Raw genomic sequence first — 19,147 nt, 5'->3', positions numbered from 1 at the left:
GTCCAGGCGAACTGATCGGTAGTCAATTTGGTTGCCACACAGTGGAGTTGATGTAATCCGGACAGCCGCCGACGGTGGCCACGGCGGCCCGGAACGGCTCCGGGACGAGCACGTCGCACAGCCCCACCGGGCCGGCCCCGAGCGGACCCGGATCGGCCAGCAGCAGCGGGGAGCCGCCCGCCACCGACACCCCGAACGCCTGCGTCAGCCGGCCGCCGTACGCCTTCACACACGCCTCCCGGCGGCACCACAGCGCGGCGAACCGCGCCGCCCGCTCCGCGGGTTCGGCGGGCTCCGCGACGAAGCGCGCCTCCTCGAAGGGGAACCAGCGGGCGGCCATCCGCTCGGCCGACCGGGCCTCCCCCAGCCGCTCCACGTCGACGCCGACCGCCCGGCCCTCGGTGAGGGCCAGCACGGCCAGGGAGTCCGCGGTCGACCAGTTCACCCGCAGCCCGCCCGCGCCCACGGGCTCCGGCTTGCCCTGCGGCCCCCGCCGCCAGACCACCTCGGCCGGGCGGACGCCCAGCCGTTCGGCGACCAGCTGTCGGACGGCGCCGCGCACCACCGTGAAGCGGCCGCGGCGCAGCGCGTCCGCCCGTACTGCGCGAGCCTGTTCCTCGGCGTCCAGGGTCCGCCACAGCCGGGCGACCACGTCCGGCGGCTGGTCGGTGGGGATCAGCCGGAGTTCGAGCCCGGTCACGGCTGCACCAGCACGCTGAGCACCCCGAGCCGGCGGTCCAGCCCGGCCAGCAGCAGTGGCCGCTGCTGCTCCCGCCACTCGGGCAACCGCTCGGCGAGCTGCGCCCAGAGGCCGGTGAAGGGCTGGGCGGGCGGGCCGCACCCGGCCCCGGTCGCGTCCAGTACGGCCGCCTCGGGGCCCAGCTCCGCCACCCGGGCCAGGACCACGGGTTCCGGCCGGTCGGTGCCGGGCAGTTGCCGCACCGTGAACCCGGCGCCCGGCGCCTCCTCGCAGACCAGCACCACCGCGGCGTGCCGCTGCGGCAGCGCCACCGGTTCGGCCGGCTCGTAGTGCAGCGCGGTCTGCTCGGCCAGCACCACCACGGCCCGGCGGCAGGCTCCGGTGCGGTGGTAGTCGGCCGCCAGCCGCAGCGCGGTGAAGGCCGCGGCGCCGCCCTGGTCGCAGACCGCGAAGGCCAGCGGTTCGCCCGGGACGGAGCGGCTGAGCGCGAGCGAGGACGGTGCGCCGGGGCGCACGTCCGGGGTGTCGAAGGCGAGGATCAGCAGGTCCACCGGCTCGTCCTCGGCCACTGCCTCGCCCAGCAGGCCGGCGGCCAGCTCCTCGTAGGAGTGGCCGACGCCCTCGCTCAGCAGGTCCTCGCGCAGCGCCAGGCCGTACGGGCGGACCAGGTCGGAGACGAAGACCCGCAGGTCGGGGTCGAGCGAGGTCTCCGAGCGGCCGTCGAAGCACCGGGCCAGGGCCCGGGTGATCCGCAGACCGGGAGGAGCGGGGGAACCGGCGGCCACCCGGTCAGTCCTCGGCGATGAGGTGCCCGGCGACGTAGTCGGCCAGCTTGGTGACCGACCGCAGGTCGTCCTCGGTGATCTGCTCGACGTCGACCTGGATGTCGAGCGTCTCCTCGAGTTCCAGGATGAGTTCGATGGTGCCGGCCGAGGTGAGGCCGAGGTCGTCGAACAGGCAGGCGTCTGCCGGGATCTCGGGCAGTTCGCGCTTGAGCACGCGCGGCAGCAGTTCGCCGATGCCGTGCAGGATGCGCTCGCGCAGTTCGGGGTCAGTGGTCTGGACCACGGGTTCTGACATGGGTGTCCCGTCCCGTCGTACGTGGAAGTGTGCTCTGGTGTTCACTACGGGGGAAGCGCGCTCGGGGGTTCGAGTCTCGGACTGACGGATCGTCAGTACCGCATCACCATCGCGGAGAAGGTGGCCCCGACGCCGGCGGCGGCGATCAGGTAGTGGTCGCCGCGGCGGATCAGCCCCCGCGTGGTGGCGGTGTGAAGATTGATGAGGCTGTCTGCAGCGAAACTGTGCCCGACCGACAGCACGTTGTCCAGCACCACCTTCTCCAGCGGATAGCCGATCCGGCGCGCTATCATCCGCCAGGATGCCTGGTTGACGTTGTGCGGGAGCACCGCGGCCAGCTGGGAGAGGTCCAGACCGGCTTCGTCGAGTGCGGCCTCGATGGCCTCCACCATGACGTTCGGGTACTCGCGCTGGTAGCGGGCGAGCAGCTCGGCGTCCCCGGCCAACCGGCCGTCGAACTCCGGGCGCTGGCGCACCGCGAAGGAGCGCACCCGGTGCCGCGGCCCGTCCGCGCTGACCAGGCAGGCGGCGGCCCCCTCGGCGAAGATTCCGGTCTCCGGCACCACCTGGGCGTCCTTGGTGAAGGTCTTCTCCCCCGCCAGCACCAGCGCGACCGCCCGCGGATCGGGGTCGCCGGCCAGCAGCCGGCCGGCCAGGTCGATGGCCAACAGGCCCACCGCGCAGGCGTGGTGGGTGACGGTGAAGGCGTTCGCGTGCGCCAGTCCGCGCTCGGCGAGCAACTGGTGCAAGGGGTTGAGCGGGTAGGGCACGGCCACCGGCATGCTGCGGGCGTGGATCACGAAGCGGACGTGCCGCTCGCGTCCGCGCAGCTCCGGCAGGGCGTCGAGGGTTGCGTCGAGCAGGTCGGGCAGCCTCCCGGTCGGATCCAGTCGCAGCTGGTCCAAGCCGTGGAAGCGGCGAAAGAGACGGAGTTGACGTGGGGTCAGGCCGATGCGCTCGCCCACCGCCTCGATGGGAACGGCGGTCGGGGGGAGGTGAACGGCCACTGCCTCCAGTGCGGTCACCCGGGCTAGTATTCCGACGCCCGCCTGGTCGCACAAGTGATCTCGGGCCCTTCTCCTTCGCGCCCGCCCCAGCCGTCACGGTCCCGGCCCCCTCGGCCGGGCGCTCGAGCGGCCGCCCCCTCCGGGGCACCGGGGCCACCGCGCCCCACCATCGTGCACCGTCGACCGGACGGGAGAAACTCCCTTGCCAGATCGTGAACCGCCCCGCACAGCCGCCCCGTTGAATCCGACGTTGGCCGCCCTGCTGGCCGAGGTGGCCACCGCGCCGCCCGGCTGGGAGCACCGGCTGACCCCGGACGCCCGACTGGACGGCGACCTGCTGCTGGACGAGTGCGAACTCGCCGAGCTGGCCGCCCGGCTGCCCGAACGCTTCGGCCCGGCCGCCGACCTGGCCGGCCTGCGCGCCCGGCTGGACCTCGCCGCCCTCGAAGCGCTCACCGTGGCCGACCTCCAGGCCCTGCTCCCCGAGGAGGACGGACGATGAGCCGGTTCCTGCTGGTGATGCCCCCGCTCACCGGGCACGTCAACCCGGCGGCGGGCATCGCCGCCGAACTGACCGCGCGCGGCCACCACGTCGCCTGGACCGGCACGGAGTCGGTGCTGCGGCCGCTGCTCGGCCCGGACGCGCAGGTGCTCGGCACCGGCACCCGGGCCTTCCGCGCCCAGGGCGGGCACGGCCTGGCGGCGCTGCGCTCGCTCTGGGAGGGCTTCATCGTCCCGTACGCGCGGTTCACCGCGAAGCCGCTGGACACCATCGTGCGGGAGTACCGGCCGGACGTCCTGCTGGTCGACCAGCACACCCCGGCGGGCGCGCTGGTGGCCCACCGGCACGGCGTGCCGTGGGCCGGCTTCGCGCCCGGGGCGATGGAACTGGGCCGCCCCTACCGGGCGTTGCCGCAGGTCGAGGCGTGGATGACCGGGCTGCTGCGCGGACTGTGGGAGCGGGCCCGGCTGCCCGCCGAGGAGTACCTGGACCCGCGCTTCTCCCCCGCCCTGGTGCTGGCCACCACCGGGCCGGCGCTGACCGGGAGCACCCCGCCGCCGCAGCACGCGCTGGTCGGCCCGGTGCTCTCGGCGCGCCCGCACGACCCGGACTTCCCCTGGCAGCGGCTGCTGCCCGGGCGGCGGCGGGTGCTGGTCACCATGGGCACGCTGGCGGGCGAGTTGGGGGCGGACTTCCTCGCCCGGGCCGCCCGGGCGCTGGAGCTGTGCGGCCCGCAGGTGCAGCCGGTGTTCGCCGCGCCGCGCGAGCTGCTGCCCGAACTGCCGCCGCACTCCGTGGCGGTGGACCGGGCGCCGATGCTGGAGCTGCTGGCGCGCGGCGAGTTGGACGCGGTGCTCTGCCACGGCGGGATGAACACCGTGGGCGAGGCGCTGGCGCACGGGGTGCCGCTGGTGACCGCGCCGATCCGGCACGACCAGCCGTTCGTCGCCGCGCAGGTGGCGGCGGCCGGGGCGGGCCTGCGGGTGCCGTTCGCCCGGGTGACGCCCGAGCGGCTGGCGGCGGCGCTGACCGCCGTACTCGGAGCAACGGACTACCGGGCCAGGGCGGTTCAGGTCGGTCGCGAACTGCTGGCGGGCGGCGGGGCGGCCGTCGCGGCGGACCGGCTGGCGGCGCTGGCGCCGTGAACCCCCCTTGGGTGAACCCCTTTAGCAGAAGAGCGGATCACACGTCCATTGGTCTAGGCCATTGTCTCCGGGTGGGGTCCGCCCCTAGGGTGTCGCAGCAACACCGCCTGCACAGGCGCCGAGCCGGCCCGGTCCCCGGGTGCCGTGGCAGCCCATCCCCGTACGGGAGTTCCGGTTGATCGAGACCGCGGGACTGCGCAAGTCCTACCGCAAGAAGACCTCCCGCCGCAGCGGCGAGGACCCCACCGTCGACGCCGTCCGCGGCATCGACCTGTCCGTCGCCGCCGGCGAGATCTACGGCTTCCTCGGCCCCAACGGCGCCGGGAAGACCACCACCCTGCGCATGCTGGCCACCCTGATCCGCCCGGACGGCGGCCGGGCCACCATCGCCGGGGCCGACCTGGTCAAGGACCCGGCCGGGGTCCGCCGCCGGATCGGCTACGTCGCCCAGGGCGGCGGCACCACCGACAACGTCAGCGCCCGCGAGGAACTGGTGCTCCAGGCCCGGCTGTACGGCTCCGCCAAGGCACCGGCCGTCCAGGCCGCCGCGGACGCCCTCAAGGCCTTCGACCTGGGCGACTTCGGCGACCGCCCGTGCGCCACCTACTCCGGCGGCCAGCGCCGCCGGGTGGACATCGCCCTCGGGGTGATCCACCAGCCGCAGGTGCTGTTCCTGGACGAGCCCACCGTCGGGCTGGACCCGGCCAGCCGGGCCCACCTCTGGGAGGAGATCCGCCGGCTGCGCACCGAGGGCATGACCGTGGTCGTCACCACCCACTACCTGGACGAGGCCGACGCGCTCTGCGACCGGGTCGCCATCGTCGACCACGGCCAGGTGGTGGCCGAGGGCACGCCCACGGCGCTCAAGCGCGAGATCTCCGGCGACGTGGTGCTGCTCGGGCTCGCCCCCGGCGAGGACGTCGCCGAGCGCGCGGCCGAGGTGCTGCGCCCCCAGCCGTACCTGCACCGGCTGGAGACCAACGGCGAGGAGGGGCTGCGGCTGTACCTGGAGGACGGCGCGGCCGCCATCCCGCGGCTGCTGCGCGCCCTGGAGGCGGCGGGGGTCACGCCCGGTACCGTCCAGCTCCAACGGCCCAGCCTGGACGACGTGTTCCTGGCCCGCACCGGCCGCTCGCTGCAGCAGTCCTGACCCAGCCCGACCGCCCTGCCGGCCCGACCCCTTGGGGAGACCGTGAAGCTCGCCCGCGACACCTGGCTGGTCCTCCAGCGCCAGCTGCTGCTCATGATCCGCACCCCGATCTGGATCGCCGTCGGCATCATCCAGCCGGTGTTCTACCTGCTCCTGTTCGCCCCGCTGCTGAAGAAGGTGCTCGCCCCGCAGGGCGCGAGCAGCTACGCCGACGCCTACCAGGTGTACGTGCCGGGCCTGTTGGCGGTGCTCTGCATCTTCGGCGGGCTGTTCACCGGCTTCAGCCTGCTGGGCGAGCTCAAGGCCGGGATCATCGAGCGCTCCCGGGTCACCCCGGTCAGCCGGCTGGCGCTCCTGCTCGGCCGGGCGCTGCGGGAGATGGTGGCGCTGCTGGTGCAGGCCGTCCTGATCACCCTGATCGCGCTGCCGTTCGGCCTGCGGGTCAGCCCGCTGAACCTGCTGCTCGCCTACCTGCTGCTGGGCCTGCTGGCCCTGATGACCTCGGCGATCTCCTTCGGCATCGCGCTGATGGTGCCCACCGACGCCGCGATGTCGCCGGTGGTGAACACCATCGCCCAGCCGATCGCGCTGCTCTCCGGGGTGCTGCTGCCGCTCACCCTGGCACCGCAGTGGCTGCAGCAGCTCGCCAGGTGGAACCCCTTCTACTGGGCGGTGGAGGGCATGCGCGCGCTGTTCTCCGGGCACGCCGGGGACGCCGCGGTCTGGCAGGGGCTGCTGGTGGTCGTGCTGATGACCGCGGTGGCGGTGTACTGGTCCGCGCGGCTGTTCTCCACCCGGGTGCGCTGACGGCCAGGGCCTGTCCGTCCCCGGACAGGCCCTGGCAGCAGGGGCCCGGCTCGTGACGGCGAGCCGGGCCCCTGCGGACGCTTTTCAAGCCGTCATGAACGACGCCAACTTGCCGACACCTTCGATGATCTGAGCCTGCGTCAGTGAACTGATGGAGAGCCGCAGCCGGTGCTCCCCGCCGCCCGCCGGGTAGAACGGCGCCATCGGCGTCCACAGCACCCCGTACTCGCGGGCGCAGCGCTCCATGGCCGCGTCGTCGGCCCGGAACGGCACCGTCAGCACCGCGAAGAAGCCGCCCTCCGGCCGGTTCCAGGAGACGCCCAGTCGGCGCTGCTCGGAGGCCGGGAAGTGCCGCTCAAGCTCCCGGAGCAGAGTGTCCATGCCGGCCGCGTAGTGGGCCGTGGCGCGGGCGTTGGCGGACCGCAGGCTGCAGTCGTGGGCGAGCAGCATGCCGCCGATGACGGCCTGGCTGAGCGCCGGGGTGTTGACCGTCGTCATGCTCTTCAGCTTGGCCAGTTCGTCCGCCAGCAGGCTGCGCCGACCGCCCGGCCCGGCCACCTCCTGGTCCGCGACGACGTAGCCGACCCGGGCGCCGGGGAAGCAGGTCTTGGCGAAGGAGCCCAGGTAGAGGACCTGGCGGCGGCGGTCCAGCGCCTTCAGGGTGGGCCGCAGGCCCGGGGTGCGGGCGAAGAAGCCGTACGGGTTGTCCTCGATGACCAGCAGGTCCTCCTCGGCGGCCGCGTCCAGCAGTCGGCCGCGGGCCTCGACCGGCATGCTGGTGCCGGAGGGGTTGGCGAAGTCCGGGACGACGTACAGGGCGCGCGGACGCCTACCCCCGGCCCGGACGGACCGGGCGGCGGCGCGGACGGCCTCCGGGTCGGGGCCGCCGCCGGGGCCCTCCGGGACGGGCAGGGTGGTCAGGTCGAGCAGCCGGGCGGCGCCGGTGACGCCGACGTAGCAGGGCGAGCTGACCAGCAGCACGTCCTCGGGGCCGGCACACAGCGCGCGCAGGGCGAGCAGCATGCCCTCCTGGGCGCCGACGGTGAGTACCAGGGCCTCGGGAGCCACCGTGAGGCCCTCGTCGTTGGTGAGGGTGCGGGCGACCAGCTCGGCGATGATGCCCTTGGTGGGGCCGTACTGGAACAGCGCGGTGCGCACGGCGTCCCGGTCGAGGCCGCGGTCGGCCAGGTGGTCGAGGAAGGCGTCCAGGTAGGCGGGGACGTCCTCGGGTTCGAAGAAGCCCTCGTAGGGGCGGCCGGGGGCGAAGGATACGGCCTCCGGGTAGCGGGTGGTGACCTCGTTGAGGAAGGTCATCGCGTCCAGCAGCGGGTCGGCGAGCGAGCCGTGCAGGTCTTCCAGGCGCAGGGTCACCGCAGGGCCTCCCGCAGTCGGGTGGCGGCGTGGGCCTGGGCCTCGGCGGCGGCGTCCAGGGTGCCGGTCATGGCGAAGAAGCCGTGCGGCACGCCCGGGTAGCGGCGCAGTTCCACCGGGACGCCGGCCGCGCGCAGCGCCTCGGCGTACCGCTCGCCCTCGTCGCGCAGCGGGTCGTACTCGGCGGTGAGGACCGTCGCGGGCGGCAGGCCGGAGAGGTCGGCGGCGCGCAGCGGGGAGGCGTACGGGGCGGCGCCGTCGGCCGGGTCGGCCAGGTAGTGGCCCCAGTACCAGGCCACTGAGCGGCGGTTGAACAGCAGCGGGTCGTCGTGTTCGCGCAGCGAGGGGGTGTCGGCGGCGTGGTCGGTGTTGGGGTAGACCAGCAGCTGGTGGCGCAGCGCCGGGCCGCCCTCGGCGCGCAGCAGCAGGGTGAGGGCGGCGGTGAGGTTGCCGCCGGCGCTGTCCCCGCCGACCGCGATCCGGTCCGGGTCGATGCCGAACTCCGCTGAACGGTCCACGAGTCGGTGGAGCGCGGCACGGCAGTCGTGCAGGGCGGCGGGGAAGGGGTGTTCGGGGGCCAGCCGGTAGCCGACGGAGGCGGTGACGCAGCCGACGGCGTTGGTCAGCCGGCGGCAGATCGCATCGCTGGTGTCGACCGAGCCGAGGGTCCAGCCGCCGCCGAACAGGTAGAGCAGGGCGGGCAACGGGCGGCCGGGCGGCTCGGGCCGGTAGAGCCGCAGGGCGAGTTCGCCGCCGGGGCCGGGGATGCGGTGCTCCTCGACGGCGGCGACCGGTTCGGGGGCGCCGGCCGCGGCCCGGATGTCGGCGAGGTCGGCGGCGCGGGCCTCGGCGAGGGTGAGGGTGTAGAGCGGCGGGGCGCCGCTGCGCGCGCGGTGGGCGCGCACGGCCTCGGCCTGGGGGTGCAGGGGCATGGGTGGTGGTCCGTTCGGCGGCGGTTCGGCGGGCTTCGGCGGCGGTTCGGCGGCGGTCGGGCGGGGGTTCGGCGGGCTTCGGCGGCGGTCGGGCGGACAGGCCCTACCGGTCGGCCTCAACGTAGACGGTCTCGTCGGTGCGGAAGGCCGTGTCGAGGTCGGCGACGTCCGAACGGAGGCCCTGGCGGTAGGCGCAGTGCCGGATCCGCTCGGGGCCGAACCCGGCCAGGGTGAGCACGTGGCGCAGCTCGTCCAGGTCGTAGATCCACTGGTGGCCGTAGTGGCGGAAGATCTGGTTGACCAGGAACGCCGGGCGGGCGGGCATCGGCGGGCCGAAGCCGAGGGTGGTGAGGCGGCGGCGGTGCTTGGCGAGGAAGCCGTCCCCGGTGGCGTAGCCGACCAGGTAGCGGGCGAGGTCGGGGGTGGTCAGGCGCAGCACGCCGCCGGGGCGCAGGATCCGGCGGGCCTCGCGCAGCCAGCCGACCGCGACCGGCAGGGTGACGTGCTCGATCAGGTGCTCGGCGTAGACCCAGTCGACGCTGGCGTCGGCGAAGGGCAGCGGCCGGGCGATGTCGAGCTGGGTGAACCAGCGGTCGCCGTCGACCCGGTAGAGGGTGCCCGGTTCGGTGGCGCCGGCGGGCCCGGTGTCGGTGGCGTGGCTGCGCAGGGTGGCCAGGTCGGTGCCGAGCCCTTCCGGGTGGGCGGTCCGGAAGGCGGCGAACTCGATCCCGGTGATGCCGAGTTCGCGCAGCTCGGCGTGGTCGTGCGGCAGGGCGCCGGGGCGGGCTTCGAGCTTCTCGCAGGTGGCGACCTGGGCGCTGAACGCGTCCAGGCGGGTGTCCAGTCCTTCCGGGTCGTCCCAGTCCCAGCCGGGGAAGCGGTCGTTCGGTGCGGTCATCGGTGCTCCTCTGGAGGGAACGTGGCGCGGGTGCGGCGGGGTTCAGCCGGTCGTTCGGGGCCAGCGGGCGAGGGCGTCGCGGCCCAGGTCGGCGAGCCGGGGCCGGCCCAACAGGGCCATGGTGTGGTCGAGTTCCTCGTGCAGCAGCCGGAGCACCCGGTGCACCCCGGCCTCGCCGTCGGCGGCCAGGCCCCAGAGGGCGGGCCGGCCGATCAGCACGGCTCGGGCACCGAGGGCGAGGGCGATCGCGATGTCCGTGCCGGTCCGCACCCCGCCGTCGAGCAGCACCGGGAGGTCGGCGGGCACCGCGTCGACCACCTCGGGCAGGGCGGACAGCGCCGGTAGCGCGCCGTCGAGTTGGCGGCCGCCGTGGTTGGAGACCAGGAGGGCGTCCACGCCGTGGTCGACGGCCAGCCGGGCGTCCTCGGCGGTGAGGACGCCCTTGAGGACCAGCGGCAGCCGGGTGCGGGCGCGCAGCCAGGCCAGGTCGGCCCAGGTCAGGGTGGGGTCGAACTGCTCGCGGGCGTGTTCGGCGATGCCCGAACTGCCGTCGGCGGCGCGGTGGCTGGCGGACATCAGGCGGTCGTCCAGGTTGACCGCGCGGACGGTGGGCGGGATGGCGAAGCCGTTGCGCCGGTCGCGCAGCCGGCGGCCGATCCTGGGCGCGTCCACGGTCAGCACCAGGGCCCGGAAGCCGGCCGCCTCGGCGCGTTCGACCAGGTCGGCCAGGGCGGCACGGTGGCGCAGCCAGTAGAGCTGGAGCCAGAGCGGGCCGGTGGCGGCCTCGGCGATCTCCTCCAGGGTGCGGCTGGCGAACATGGCGGCGACCAGCAGGGCGCCGGCCCGGCCGGCGGCGCGCGCGGTGGCGGTCTCGCCCTCCGGGTCGACCAGCCGGTGGTAGGCCATCGGGGCGATGCCGAGCGGGAGTCGCAGCGGTGCGCCGAGCAGGGTCAGCGCGGGGTCGCAGGCGGAGACGTCGACCAGGGTGCGCGGGCGCAGTGCATGGTGCCCGAACACCTCCCGGTTCGCCGTCAGGGTGCGTTCCGCGTCGGCGCCGCCTTCGATGAAATCCCATATTTCCGAGGGGAGTCGGTCGCGTGCCGCGTTCTCGATCCCGGTCAGCGTGAGTGCTCCCACGGGCATCCTCGTTTCCCGGACGGCCTCGCGCGGGCCAGTCCCGGTTCGGCAGCGTAGGAGCAACGACCACATTGGTATAGACCTTGATTTGACCAAACGTCTGTGCCATGGTCTGGCAACGGAATTGACCGTATTGGTTGCGAACGACGCCCATTGCGTCCATGTCAAATCCCCTCACCCGTTGTGGAGCCGTGTTGACCGGCTTTTCCTCCTTTTCACTTCCGCTTTCCGCACCGCCGCACGCCGATGCCCCGCCGGACTGGGTCGAGCGGTCGCTGCTGGCCGGCCCGGGCCGCGAGGAGTGCCTGCACCTCGGCGCTCCGCTCGACCGGGACGCCCTGCGCGCCCTGGTCGACGAGCAGTCCGAACGGCTGGCCGCCGCCGGGCTCGGCCCGGGCGGCACCGCCGCGCTGCGGCTGCCGCCCTCGGTCGCGTTCGTCGCCGTACTGCTGGCCTGCTGGCGGCTCGGCGCCCAAGTCACGCTGCTCGACCACCGGTTGACCGACCACGAGGTGGACGCGGCGCTGGCCCGGCTCGCCCCGCAGGTGCTGGTAGGCTCCGCTCACCGGCCCGCCGCGGCGCTGCGCGGCTTCTCCGAGGTCGAGCCGGTAGCCGTCCCGCTGGCGGGCGGACTCCCGGCCCGCACCGGGCACGCGCTGGTCCAGCTCAGCTCCGGGTCCACCGGACCGGCCAAGGTCATCGCCCGCACCACCTCCGACCTGCTGCGCGAACTGGACTGCTACCGAAGGCTGGTGGAGTTCCCCGGCGAGGGCGAGCGGGTGGTGCTGCTGTCCTCGGTGGTGCACGTGCTCGGACTGGTCGGCGGGCTGCTCAACGGCCTGCACGCCCGGGCCGCGCTCACCGTGCCGGAACGGATGACGGCCGCCGGGATCCTCGCCGCGGTCGCCGCGGACCAGCGGCCGACCACCGTCATCGGAGTGCCCTTCCACGCCGAACTCCTGGCGGGGACGGTCGCTCCCCCGCCACTGCCGCAGCTGCGGCGGATGATCGTGGCGGGCGAACTCGTCCGCCCGGGACTGCCCGCGCTGTTCACCCGGCGGTACGGCGTCCCGCTCGGCACCATGTACGGGATGACCGAGACCGGGGTCATCGCCACCGACCTCGACGGTGCGCTGCACCCGGCCAAGCGTCCCGTCCACGGCATGGAGATGCGGCTGGTCGCGGGCGAGTTGCAACTCGGCGCGGCGTCCTCCCCGTACCCGGGACTGGACGATCCCGCGCGCTGGGCGGACGGCTGGCTGCACACCCGGGACGCCGCCGCGCTGGACGGGGCGACCGGCCTGGTCACCGTGCTCGGCCGACTCGACTCGCAGGTCTCGATCGGCGGGCTGAAGGTCGACCTCACCGAGGTCGAGCAGACCCTCAGCGCACTGCCCGAGGTCCGCGAGGCCGTCGTGGTCTTCGACGGCGAGGCGGTCGAGGCCTACCTGGCCCTCGAAGCCGGCGCCGACCCGGCCCTCGTTCAGGACGGGCTCGCCCGCCGGCTCGCCGCCTACAAACGGCCGCGCCGACTGGCCGTCCTGCCCGCCCTCCCCCGCACCGCCACCGGAAAGCTGCTACGCGACCCGGCCGCCCTGCGCGACACCGCCGCGGCCGCCGTGCGCTGACCGCCCTGCGCGACACCGCCGCGGCCGCCGTGCGCCGACCGCCCGCACCACCCGCCGGACGACCCCACCCGCCGGACGACCCCGCCCGCCGGACAACCCCGACAAGGAGCCCACCACCATGCAGGACCGCATCCGCGCGTTCGTTCTGGCCGCCCTCACCGAGATGCAGTACGACGTCTCCGAGGTCACCGGGGACACCGACCTCGGCCCGGCCGGGCTGGACCTCGAATCGCTCGCGCTGGCCGAGCTCTCGGTGCAGGTCGAGGACGAGTTCGGGATCAAGTTCGACCTGGACGAGATGGAGACCACCGCGATGATGACGCTGGACGAGTTCACCGCCGACGTCGTCAAGCGGATCGACGCCCTCCCCGCCGCCACCGGCAGCGCGGCATGACCGGCTCCGCCCTCCCCCCGGCTCCGCGCCCCGGCGCCCTCCCCGACCGGGCCGAGGTCCTGACCATGCTGGCGGCGTTCGGGCAGCGCGCCGTCGACACCGTGCCCGAGGACCTCGGCTCACTCGAACTCACCTGGCTGATCGCCGAGTTCGAGCAGCGCTACGACATCCAACTGGACCTCGACGACGACCGCTTCGGCGCGGTGCGGACCGTCGACGACGCCACCGAGCTGCTGCGCTCGGCGGTGCTGGCCGAACGCGCCGGGGCCCGACCGTGACCGGCTCCGGACCGACCACCGCCGCTGCGGCTGCTACCGCTGCCGCCGCCGCTGTCACCACTGACGGCGCCCGGCGCGCCCTACCGGCGGTCGTCACCGGCGTCGGCGTGCTCAGCGCCGCCGGGCGCGGACTCGCCGCGCTGACCGAGGCCACCGCCCACGGCAAGACCGCGTTCGGCGAGGTGACCCGCTTCGACGTGAGCGGCCGCCGCACCACCCGGGCCGCCCTGCTGCCCGAGGACGTCCCGCTGGCCAGTACCTTCCCGCTCGCCCGGGCCGTGCTCGACGCCGTCGGCCAGGCCTGCCGCCAGGCCGGACTGACCGCCGACGAAGGCGCCGCGATGCCCGTCCTGCTCGCCCTGCACAGCGACGAGCGCACCCGCGCCACCGCCGACGCGGTGGCCGCCGGGGTGCGCGCCCACTGGGGCGCGCCGGGCGTCACCCGGGTGTACACCGGCGCCTGTGTGGCGGCCGCGACGGCCGTCGCCGACGCCGCCGCGCTGGTCGCCGCCGGACGGCACCAGCGCGTCCTGGTCGCGGCCGGCCACCTGGTCGAACCCGGGGTGTTCGCCGTCTTCGACGCCGGACGCGCCCTGGCCCGGGACGGCGAACTACGCCCGTTCAGTGCCGGACGCACCGGCACCCTGCTCGGCGACGCGACCGCGGCCGTCCTGGTCGAGGCCGCCCCGGCCGCCGAACGGCGCGGCGCCCCCGCGCTCGCCCGGCTGGCCGGCTGGGGCCGGGCCGGGGACGCCCACCACGTCTGCCGCCCGGAACCGGAGGGCACCGGCGTGGCCCGGGCGATCGAGGCCGCGCTGAACCGGGCCGGCGTCGCCCCCGCCGAGGTCGGCTACGTCAACGCCAACGGCACCGGCTCCGACCTCGCCGACCAGGCCGAAGCCACCGCCCTGCACCGGGTGTTCGGCCCGCACACCGCCGAACTCCCGGTCAGCTCCAGCAAGTCCGTGCACGGCCACGCCCTGGAGGCCTCCGCACTGCTCGAACTCGCCGTCACCATCGGCGCGTTGGACACCGGACTGGTCCCGGTCAACGCCGGCTGGCTCGGCCCCGACCCGGCCGTCCGGCTGGACCTCGTCCTGGACGGCCCGCACGCCGCCCGGCCCCGCTACGCGCTCAGCCTCAACTCCGCCTTCGGCGGCGCCAACACCGCCCTGCTACTGGCCGCCGCCTGACCCCGACACCCACACCATGACCTCCCCTGCCACCACCCCGCTCAGCGTCCTCGCCGAGGCCCGCCGCCCCGGCCCGGACCTCCACGGCCCCCCGCCGCCGCTGCCCGGCTTCGCCGCCACCGGCCTGGGACCCCTGATCGCCGACACCGCCGACCACTGCCTGCGCGCCCACCACGGCCCGCCACCCGCCCCCGGGCGGACCGCCCTGCTGCTCGTCAGCGCGAGCGGCGACCGCGCCACCGCGCGGGCCATCGACCGCAGCGCCGAGCCCGGGCGTCGCCCGGCCCCACTGCTGTTCTTCCAGTCCAACCCCAACGCCGTCCTCGGCCACATCGCCGCCCGCTGGGGCCTGACCGGCCCCGTGGTCGCGATCGGCGCGGCCGAGGCCGCACCCGGCACCGTCCCCGCCGACGCGTACGAGCTGGCCTGGCTGCTGCTCACCGACGGCGACGCCGACCGGGTACTAGTCATCGCCGCCGAGCAGAGCGCCGACGGCGACCACGCGGTGGCCGTCCTGCTCACCCACCCGGCCGATGAACCCGGCCGGCCGATGAACCCAGGCGGCTCGACCCGGGCCACTGAACCCGGGCGGCTCAACCCGGCCCACTGAACCCGGGCTGCTGAACCCGCGCGGCACCGCCGCCCGTAGCCAACAGCGAGGCCCGCCGTCTGACGCAGCCGCACCCGGCACACCAGCGACCGCCCGGCCCTCCGTCACTCCCACCACCCGCCGCCGTCCGCGCGCCGGGAGCACCCTGCCACCCCGATCAGCCGCCCGGGCCGCCCCGGCCCCGAGGGAGGGATCCACCCCCGTGACCATCCGCAGTCTCCGCACCCAGCTCGCGGACGACCCCGACGTGGGCGCCGGCAACGTGCTGACCGCCCGGATCGCCCTCGGCCAGGGCCTGGACGAGCCGCTGCTCACCTTCGACACCCCGGTGGACCACCACCCCGCCTGGCAGCCGCTCACCCTGCGCGAGCTGGACCGCGCCGTCCGGGCCCGCGCCGCCGCCCTGCACGGCCTCGGCATCACCCCGCGCGACCCGGTCGTGGTCTACGCGAGCGACGCCGCCGACCACGTGCTCGCCTTCCTCGCCCTGGCCCGGCTCGGCGCCGTCCCCGCACTGCTCAACCCCAACCTGGACGCCGAGCGTGCCGCCCGCTACATCGCCCGGATCCGCGCGGCCGGGGTGCTCGCCGACCCGGCCCATCTGACCGCCCTGGCCGGCCACGACCCGGGCGCCCCGCTACTGCCCGAGATCTCCACCCTCGGCGCCGGCGACCCGGCCGCCGCCCCGGAGCCGTACCGGCACTGGTCCGACGACCCGGTGGCGATCACCCACTCCTCCGGCACCACCGGCCTGCCGAAGGCCGTCGTCCACTCCCACGCCGGCCTGTACGCGGCGATCCGCCACCGGCTGCGGCTGCCCCGCCCGCAGGGCCAAGACCGGATGCTCAGCGCCCTGCCCGCCCCGCACGCCGCGACCCTGATCGCGCTCAACCTCGCGCTCAGCTCGCACACCGAACTCGCCTGCCTCTCCGGCCAGTCCGGCGCCGGGGTGCTGGACGCGATCGAGCACTGGCGCCCCACCGGGGTGATCGGCTTCGCCGCCACCTGGGCCGACCTCGCCCACCACGACCTCGCCGCACGAGACTTGAACTCCGTCGCACTCTGGTGGAACACCGGCGACTGCGCCCACGAGGTGCACATCCGCCGGCTGATCGCCACCGGCAGCCGGGCGGGCGTCACCCGCGAGGGCCGCACCCGGCTGCCGGGCTCGCTGTTCGTGGACGGCCTGGGCTCCACCGAGATGGGCCACTCCCACTTCTTCATCACCCACGGCCCCGGCACCGAGCGCTACGGGCGCTGCGTCGGCCGCCCGCACGCCTTCGTCGACTGCGTCGTGGTCGGCCCGGACGGCGAGCCGCTCGGCCCCGGCGAGGTCGGCGAACTCGCCACCGCCTCACCGACCCTGGCGCTCGGCTACTGGAACGACTCGGCCACCACCTTCCGCACCCGGCTGCGCGGGCGCTTCCTCACCGGGGACCTGATGTACCGGGACGAGGAGGGCTACTACTACCACGTCGACCGGGCCGTGGACTCGCTCGAACTCGACGACGGCAAGCGGCTGTTCACCGCGATGTCGGAGGAGCGGGTGCTGGCCGCCCGCCCGGACGTGCTGGACTGCACGGTGGTCGCGGTCCGGGACGGCGAGCAGGTGGTCACCGACGTGCTGCTGCTCCTCACCGCGGACGCCGACCGGGGCGACGGCCCGGACGCCGACCGCGCCAAGGCAGTGGTCGCCGCCCTCGACGAGGCCACCGCCGCGACCGTCCGCAGGGTCCTGGTGGTCACCGGGGACGACATCCCGCTCGGCCCGACCGGCAAGGTCCGCAAGGTGCTGCTGCGCCGGCGCCATCTGGCGGCGGTGAACGCCCGGTGAGCGAGCGGAGCGAGCCCACCATCAAGAGGCGCGCCCGGGCGAACGCCCCTGCCGAGCGCAACGAGGCGGGCGCATTCGCCCGCGAAACAGCCGTCATCACCGGCATCGGCCTGGTCTCGCCACTCGGCCGCAAGCCCGCCGAGGTGTTCGACGCCCTGGCCGCCGGCCGCTCCGGCCTGCGCGCCGTCCCCGAGGGCCACCCCGCGCACGGCTGGCTGCCCGCCGCCGGGATCGCCCCCGCCGTGGACGGCCGCGAGGTGCTGCCACCCACCGAGACCCGCTGCGTGGACCGGTTCGTGCTGCTCGCCCTGGCCGCCGCCGACGACGCGCTCGCCGACGCCGCCCTGGAGGTCGGCCGGGACGCCGACCCGCACCGCACCGCCGTGGTGCTGGCCACCGGGGGCGGCGGCCTGGAGACCTTCGAGCAGCAGTCACACCGGCGGCTGGACCGCGGCCGCCCCGGCGTCAGCCCGTACCTGCTGCCGGGCATGCTGTCCAACATGGCCGCCGCCCGGATCGCCATCAAGCACGGGATCCGCGGCTACAGTTCGGCCGTGGTGACGGCCTGCGCGGCCGGCGCCCAGGCGATCGCCGAGGGGCTACGACTCATCCGCGCGGGCGACGCCGATGTGGTGGTGTGCGGCGGCACCGAGTCCTCGCTGCACCCGACCATCGCCGCCGCCTTCACCAACGCCCGTGCCCTGGCCCAGGGTTGGGAAGATCCGGAACAGTCCAGCCGGCCCTTCGACGCCCGCCGCAACGGCTTCGTGCTCGGCGAGGGCAGCGCCGTCCTCGTCCTGGAGAGCGCCACCCACGCCGCCGCGCGCGGCGCCACCGGGTACGCCGACGTGCTCGGCTGGGGCGCCTCCACCGACGCCCACCACCCGACCATGCCCCGCCCGGACGGCACCGGCGCCGCCGACGCGATGCGCGGCGCCCTCGCCAACGCGGGGCTCACCCCGGGCGGCATCGACTACGTGAACGCCCACGGCACCGGCACCAGGCTCGGTGACGTGGCGGAGACCGCCGCCCTGCGCGCCGTCTTCGGCGGGCACCGGCCGGCGGTCAGCTCCACCAAGGGCGCCACCGGCCATCTCCTGGGCGCCGCAGGCGCGTTGGAGGCGGCGGTGACGGCCCTGGCGGTGGCGAGGGGGACGCTGCCGCCGACGCTCAACCTCACCGACCCCGACCCGGCCTGCGACCTGGACCACGTCCGGGGCGCCGCCCGGTCCGGCCCGGTGCGCGCCGCGCTGAGCAACGCCTTCGCCTTCGGCGGCCACAACCTGAGCCTGATCCTCGGCCCGGCCTCCGTCCGGCCGACCGGCCGGTGACCAGGCCGGGGCCGAGCCGGTGAGCAGCCCCGGCGCCGAGCCGGTGAACAACCGCTGACCGGCCGAACCACCACGCGCTCGACCCGACATCCCTCCGGGGGGAGAACCCGTTGTCCATCCAGACCATCGCCCGCGTCGAGTTCCACTGCGCGGACGCCGACAAGACCGCCGCCGCCCTGCACGCCGACTACGACTTCACCACCGGCCCCCCGAACACCTCGGCGGACGGCACCCGCAGCATCGATCTGCGCCAGGGCTCGATCCGGCTGCGGCTGACCTCCGCCGCCGACCCCGGCCACCCGGTGTCCGCCTACGTCGCCCGGCACGGGGACGGCGTGGCCGCCCTCGCCCTCGGCTGCGCCGACCCGCGGGCCGCCCTGGAACGGGCCGAACGGCACGGCGCCCGGGTGCTGGACCGGGAGGCCTGCCTGATCGCCGGCTTCGGCGACACCGCCCTGCGCTTCACCTCGATGCACGACACCGATGCCGCGGAACCCGCCGAACCCGCCGAACCCGCGGAACCCGCCGAACCGGGCCTGCTGGAGGCCCTCGACCACGTCGCGATCTGCCTGCCCGGCGGTGAACTCGCCGACGCCGTACGGTTCTGCGAGGCCGCGCTCGGCTTCCACGCGATCTTCGAGGAGTACATCGAGGTCGGCGAACAGGCGATGGACTCCACCGTGGTGCAGAGCGCCTCCGGCCTGGTCACCTTCACCCTGATCGAGCCCGACACCGCCCGCCGCCCCGGCCAGATCGACGAGTTCCTGGCCGCCCACGGCGGCGCCGGGGTGCAGCACCTGGCCTTCAGCACCCGGGACATCGCCACCGCCGTCCGGACGATCCGCTCCCGCGGGGTGGAGTTCCTGACCACCCCGGGCACCTACTTCGACGCCCTCACCGAGCGGCTCGGCGGCACCGCCATCCCGGTGGAGACCCTGCGCGACCTGCACGTCCTGGTCGACCAGGACCACGGCGGCCAGCTGTTCCAGATCTTCGCCCGCTCGACCCACCCCCGGCGCACCTCCTTCCTGGAGCTGATCGAGCGCCAGGGCGCGGGCACGTTCGGCACCGCGAACATCAAGGCGCTGTACGAGGCGGTCGAGCGCCAGACCTCCGTCACCGCCGGCTGACCGCCCCAGAAGGGAAGCAC

At 75.1% G+C, this 19,147-nt stretch carries 20 protein-coding genes; 12 read left to right on the top strand and 8 right to left on the bottom strand.

The features are described from left to right. Nucleotides 1-22: 22 nt before the first annotated feature. The 4 genes from ACZ47G_RS15305 to ACZ47G_RS15290 form a co-directional block, all read right to left on the bottom strand. Nucleotides 23-700: a 4'-phosphopantetheinyl transferase family protein gene (locus ACZ47G_RS15305; protein ID WP_465742719.1), complete on the bottom strand. Its 678-nt coding sequence runs from the start codon at nucleotides 698-700 to the stop codon at nucleotides 23-25. Beyond that, nucleotides 697-1,485 (bottom strand): hypothetical protein, encoded by a 789-nt coding sequence (locus tag ACZ47G_RS15300; protein ID WP_465742717.1) that lies wholly within the window; start codon nucleotides 1,483-1,485, stop codon nucleotides 697-699. Before ACZ47G_RS15300 ends, ACZ47G_RS15305 begins: the two co-directional genes overlap by 4 nt. Nucleotides 1,486-1,489: 4 nt before the next feature. Continuing rightward, nucleotides 1,490-1,780: a phosphopantetheine-binding protein gene (locus tag ACZ47G_RS15295; protein ID WP_465742715.1), complete on the bottom strand. Its 291-nt coding sequence runs from the start codon at nucleotides 1,778-1,780 to the stop codon at nucleotides 1,490-1,492. 92 nt (nucleotides 1,781-1,872) lie between these two features. After that, complete coding sequence (locus tag ACZ47G_RS15290) at nucleotides 1,873-2,805, bottom strand: 3-oxoacyl-[acyl-carrier-protein] synthase III C-terminal domain-containing protein (RefSeq protein ID WP_465742713.1); 933 nt, start codon at nucleotides 2,803-2,805, stop codon at nucleotides 1,873-1,875. A 220-nt stretch (nucleotides 2,806-3,025) separates the two neighbouring features. On the opposite strand from ACZ47G_RS15290, the gene ACZ47G_RS15285 reads away from it, so the two are divergent. The 4 genes from ACZ47G_RS15285 to ACZ47G_RS15270 all read left to right on the top strand — a co-directional run bounded on the left by ACZ47G_RS15285 (nucleotide 3,026) and on the right by ACZ47G_RS15270 (nucleotide 6,391). Continuing rightward, nucleotides 3,026-3,289 (top strand): hypothetical protein, encoded by a 264-nt coding sequence (locus ACZ47G_RS15285; protein WP_465742711.1) that lies wholly within the window; start codon nucleotides 3,026-3,028, stop codon nucleotides 3,287-3,289. Beyond that, on the top strand, nucleotides 3,286-4,434 hold the full coding sequence (locus ACZ47G_RS15280; protein ID WP_465742709.1) for a glycosyltransferase: 1,149 nt from the start codon (nucleotides 3,286-3,288) through the stop codon (nucleotides 4,432-4,434). The genes ACZ47G_RS15285 and ACZ47G_RS15280 overlap by 4 nt, the downstream gene beginning before the upstream one ends. Before the next feature lie 175 nt (nucleotides 4,435-4,609). Then, nucleotides 4,610-5,584 carry an ATP-binding cassette domain-containing protein gene (locus tag ACZ47G_RS15275; protein ID WP_465742707.1) on the top strand — a complete coding sequence of 325 codons (975 nt, stop codon included), beginning with the start codon at nucleotides 4,610-4,612 and terminating at the stop codon, nucleotides 5,582-5,584. 42 nt (nucleotides 5,585-5,626) lie between these two features. Next, nucleotides 5,627-6,391 (top strand): ABC transporter permease, encoded by a 765-nt coding sequence (locus ACZ47G_RS15270; protein ID WP_465742705.1) that lies wholly within the window; start codon nucleotides 5,627-5,629, stop codon nucleotides 6,389-6,391. An 84-nt stretch (nucleotides 6,392-6,475) separates the two neighbouring features. Here the strand turns inward: ACZ47G_RS15270 and ACZ47G_RS15265 are convergent, their stop codons facing one another. The 4 genes from ACZ47G_RS15265 to ACZ47G_RS15250 form a co-directional block, all read right to left on the bottom strand. Then, entirely contained in the window at nucleotides 6,476-7,762 is a 1,287-nt protein-coding gene (locus ACZ47G_RS15265) for an aminotransferase-like domain-containing protein (protein WP_465742703.1), read from the bottom strand. Beyond that, nucleotides 7,759-8,694: an alpha/beta hydrolase gene (locus ACZ47G_RS15260; RefSeq protein WP_465742701.1), complete on the bottom strand. Its 936-nt coding sequence runs from the start codon at nucleotides 8,692-8,694 to the stop codon at nucleotides 7,759-7,761. The genes ACZ47G_RS15265 and ACZ47G_RS15260 overlap by 4 nt, the downstream gene beginning before the upstream one ends. A 103-nt stretch (nucleotides 8,695-8,797) precedes the next feature. Next, a complete protein-coding gene (locus ACZ47G_RS15255) occupies nucleotides 8,798-9,592 on the bottom strand; it encodes a class I SAM-dependent methyltransferase (protein ID WP_465742700.1) in 795 nt (264 codons plus the stop codon). A gap of 42 nt (nucleotides 9,593-9,634) precedes the next feature. Further along, a complete protein-coding gene (locus ACZ47G_RS15250) occupies nucleotides 9,635-10,735 on the bottom strand; it encodes an alpha-hydroxy acid oxidase (RefSeq protein ID WP_465742699.1) in 1,101 nt (366 codons plus the stop codon). Between the two features lie 185 nt (nucleotides 10,736-10,920). On the opposite strand from ACZ47G_RS15250, the gene ACZ47G_RS15245 reads away from it, so the two are divergent. From ACZ47G_RS15245 to hppD, 8 genes are all read left to right on the top strand, one after another. Further along, complete coding sequence (locus tag ACZ47G_RS15245; protein WP_465742698.1) at nucleotides 10,921-12,357, top strand: class I adenylate-forming enzyme family protein; 1,437 nt, start codon at nucleotides 10,921-10,923, stop codon at nucleotides 12,355-12,357. Nucleotides 12,358-12,475: 118 nt separating this feature from the next. Beyond that, complete coding sequence (locus ACZ47G_RS15240) at nucleotides 12,476-12,751, top strand: acyl carrier protein (RefSeq protein WP_360243150.1); 276 nt, start codon at nucleotides 12,476-12,478, stop codon at nucleotides 12,749-12,751. Further along, on the top strand, nucleotides 12,748-13,029 hold the full coding sequence (locus ACZ47G_RS15235; protein ID WP_465742697.1) for an acyl carrier protein: 282 nt from the start codon (nucleotides 12,748-12,750) through the stop codon (nucleotides 13,027-13,029). Before ACZ47G_RS15240 ends, ACZ47G_RS15235 begins: the two co-directional genes overlap by 4 nt. Beyond that, nucleotides 13,026-14,222 carry a beta-ketoacyl synthase N-terminal-like domain-containing protein gene (locus ACZ47G_RS15230; protein ID WP_465742696.1) on the top strand — a complete coding sequence of 399 codons (1,197 nt, stop codon included), beginning with the start codon at nucleotides 13,026-13,028 and terminating at the stop codon, nucleotides 14,220-14,222. Before ACZ47G_RS15235 ends, ACZ47G_RS15230 begins: the two co-directional genes overlap by 4 nt. 16 nt (nucleotides 14,223-14,238) lie before the next feature. After that, nucleotides 14,239-14,832, top strand: a complete 594-nt coding sequence (locus ACZ47G_RS15225; RefSeq protein ID WP_465742694.1) for a beta-ketoacyl synthase N-terminal-like domain-containing protein — start codon at nucleotides 14,239-14,241, stop codon at nucleotides 14,830-14,832. Between the two features lie 202 nt (nucleotides 14,833-15,034). Continuing rightward, nucleotides 15,035-16,666, top strand: a complete 1,632-nt coding sequence (locus ACZ47G_RS15220) for a class I adenylate-forming enzyme family protein (RefSeq protein WP_465742692.1) — start codon at nucleotides 15,035-15,037, stop codon at nucleotides 16,664-16,666. Then, the gene (locus ACZ47G_RS15215) at nucleotides 16,663-17,997 is read left to right on the top strand and encodes a beta-ketoacyl-[acyl-carrier-protein] synthase family protein (RefSeq protein ID WP_465742690.1); all 1,335 of its coding nucleotides are present in this window, start codon (nucleotides 16,663-16,665) and stop codon (nucleotides 17,995-17,997) included. Before ACZ47G_RS15220 ends, ACZ47G_RS15215 begins: the two co-directional genes overlap by 4 nt. A 110-nt stretch (nucleotides 17,998-18,107) precedes the next feature. Next, the gene (gene hppD, locus ACZ47G_RS15210; RefSeq protein ID WP_465742688.1) at nucleotides 18,108-19,127 is read left to right on the top strand and encodes a 4-hydroxyphenylpyruvate dioxygenase; all 1,020 of its coding nucleotides are present in this window, start codon (nucleotides 18,108-18,110) and stop codon (nucleotides 19,125-19,127) included. The last annotated feature ends 20 nt before the right edge of the window (nucleotides 19,128-19,147 follow it).

This window comes from Kitasatospora sp. NPDC030952, assembly GCF_055571335.1.
This window is presented reverse-complemented; position numbering and strand designations above follow the sequence as displayed.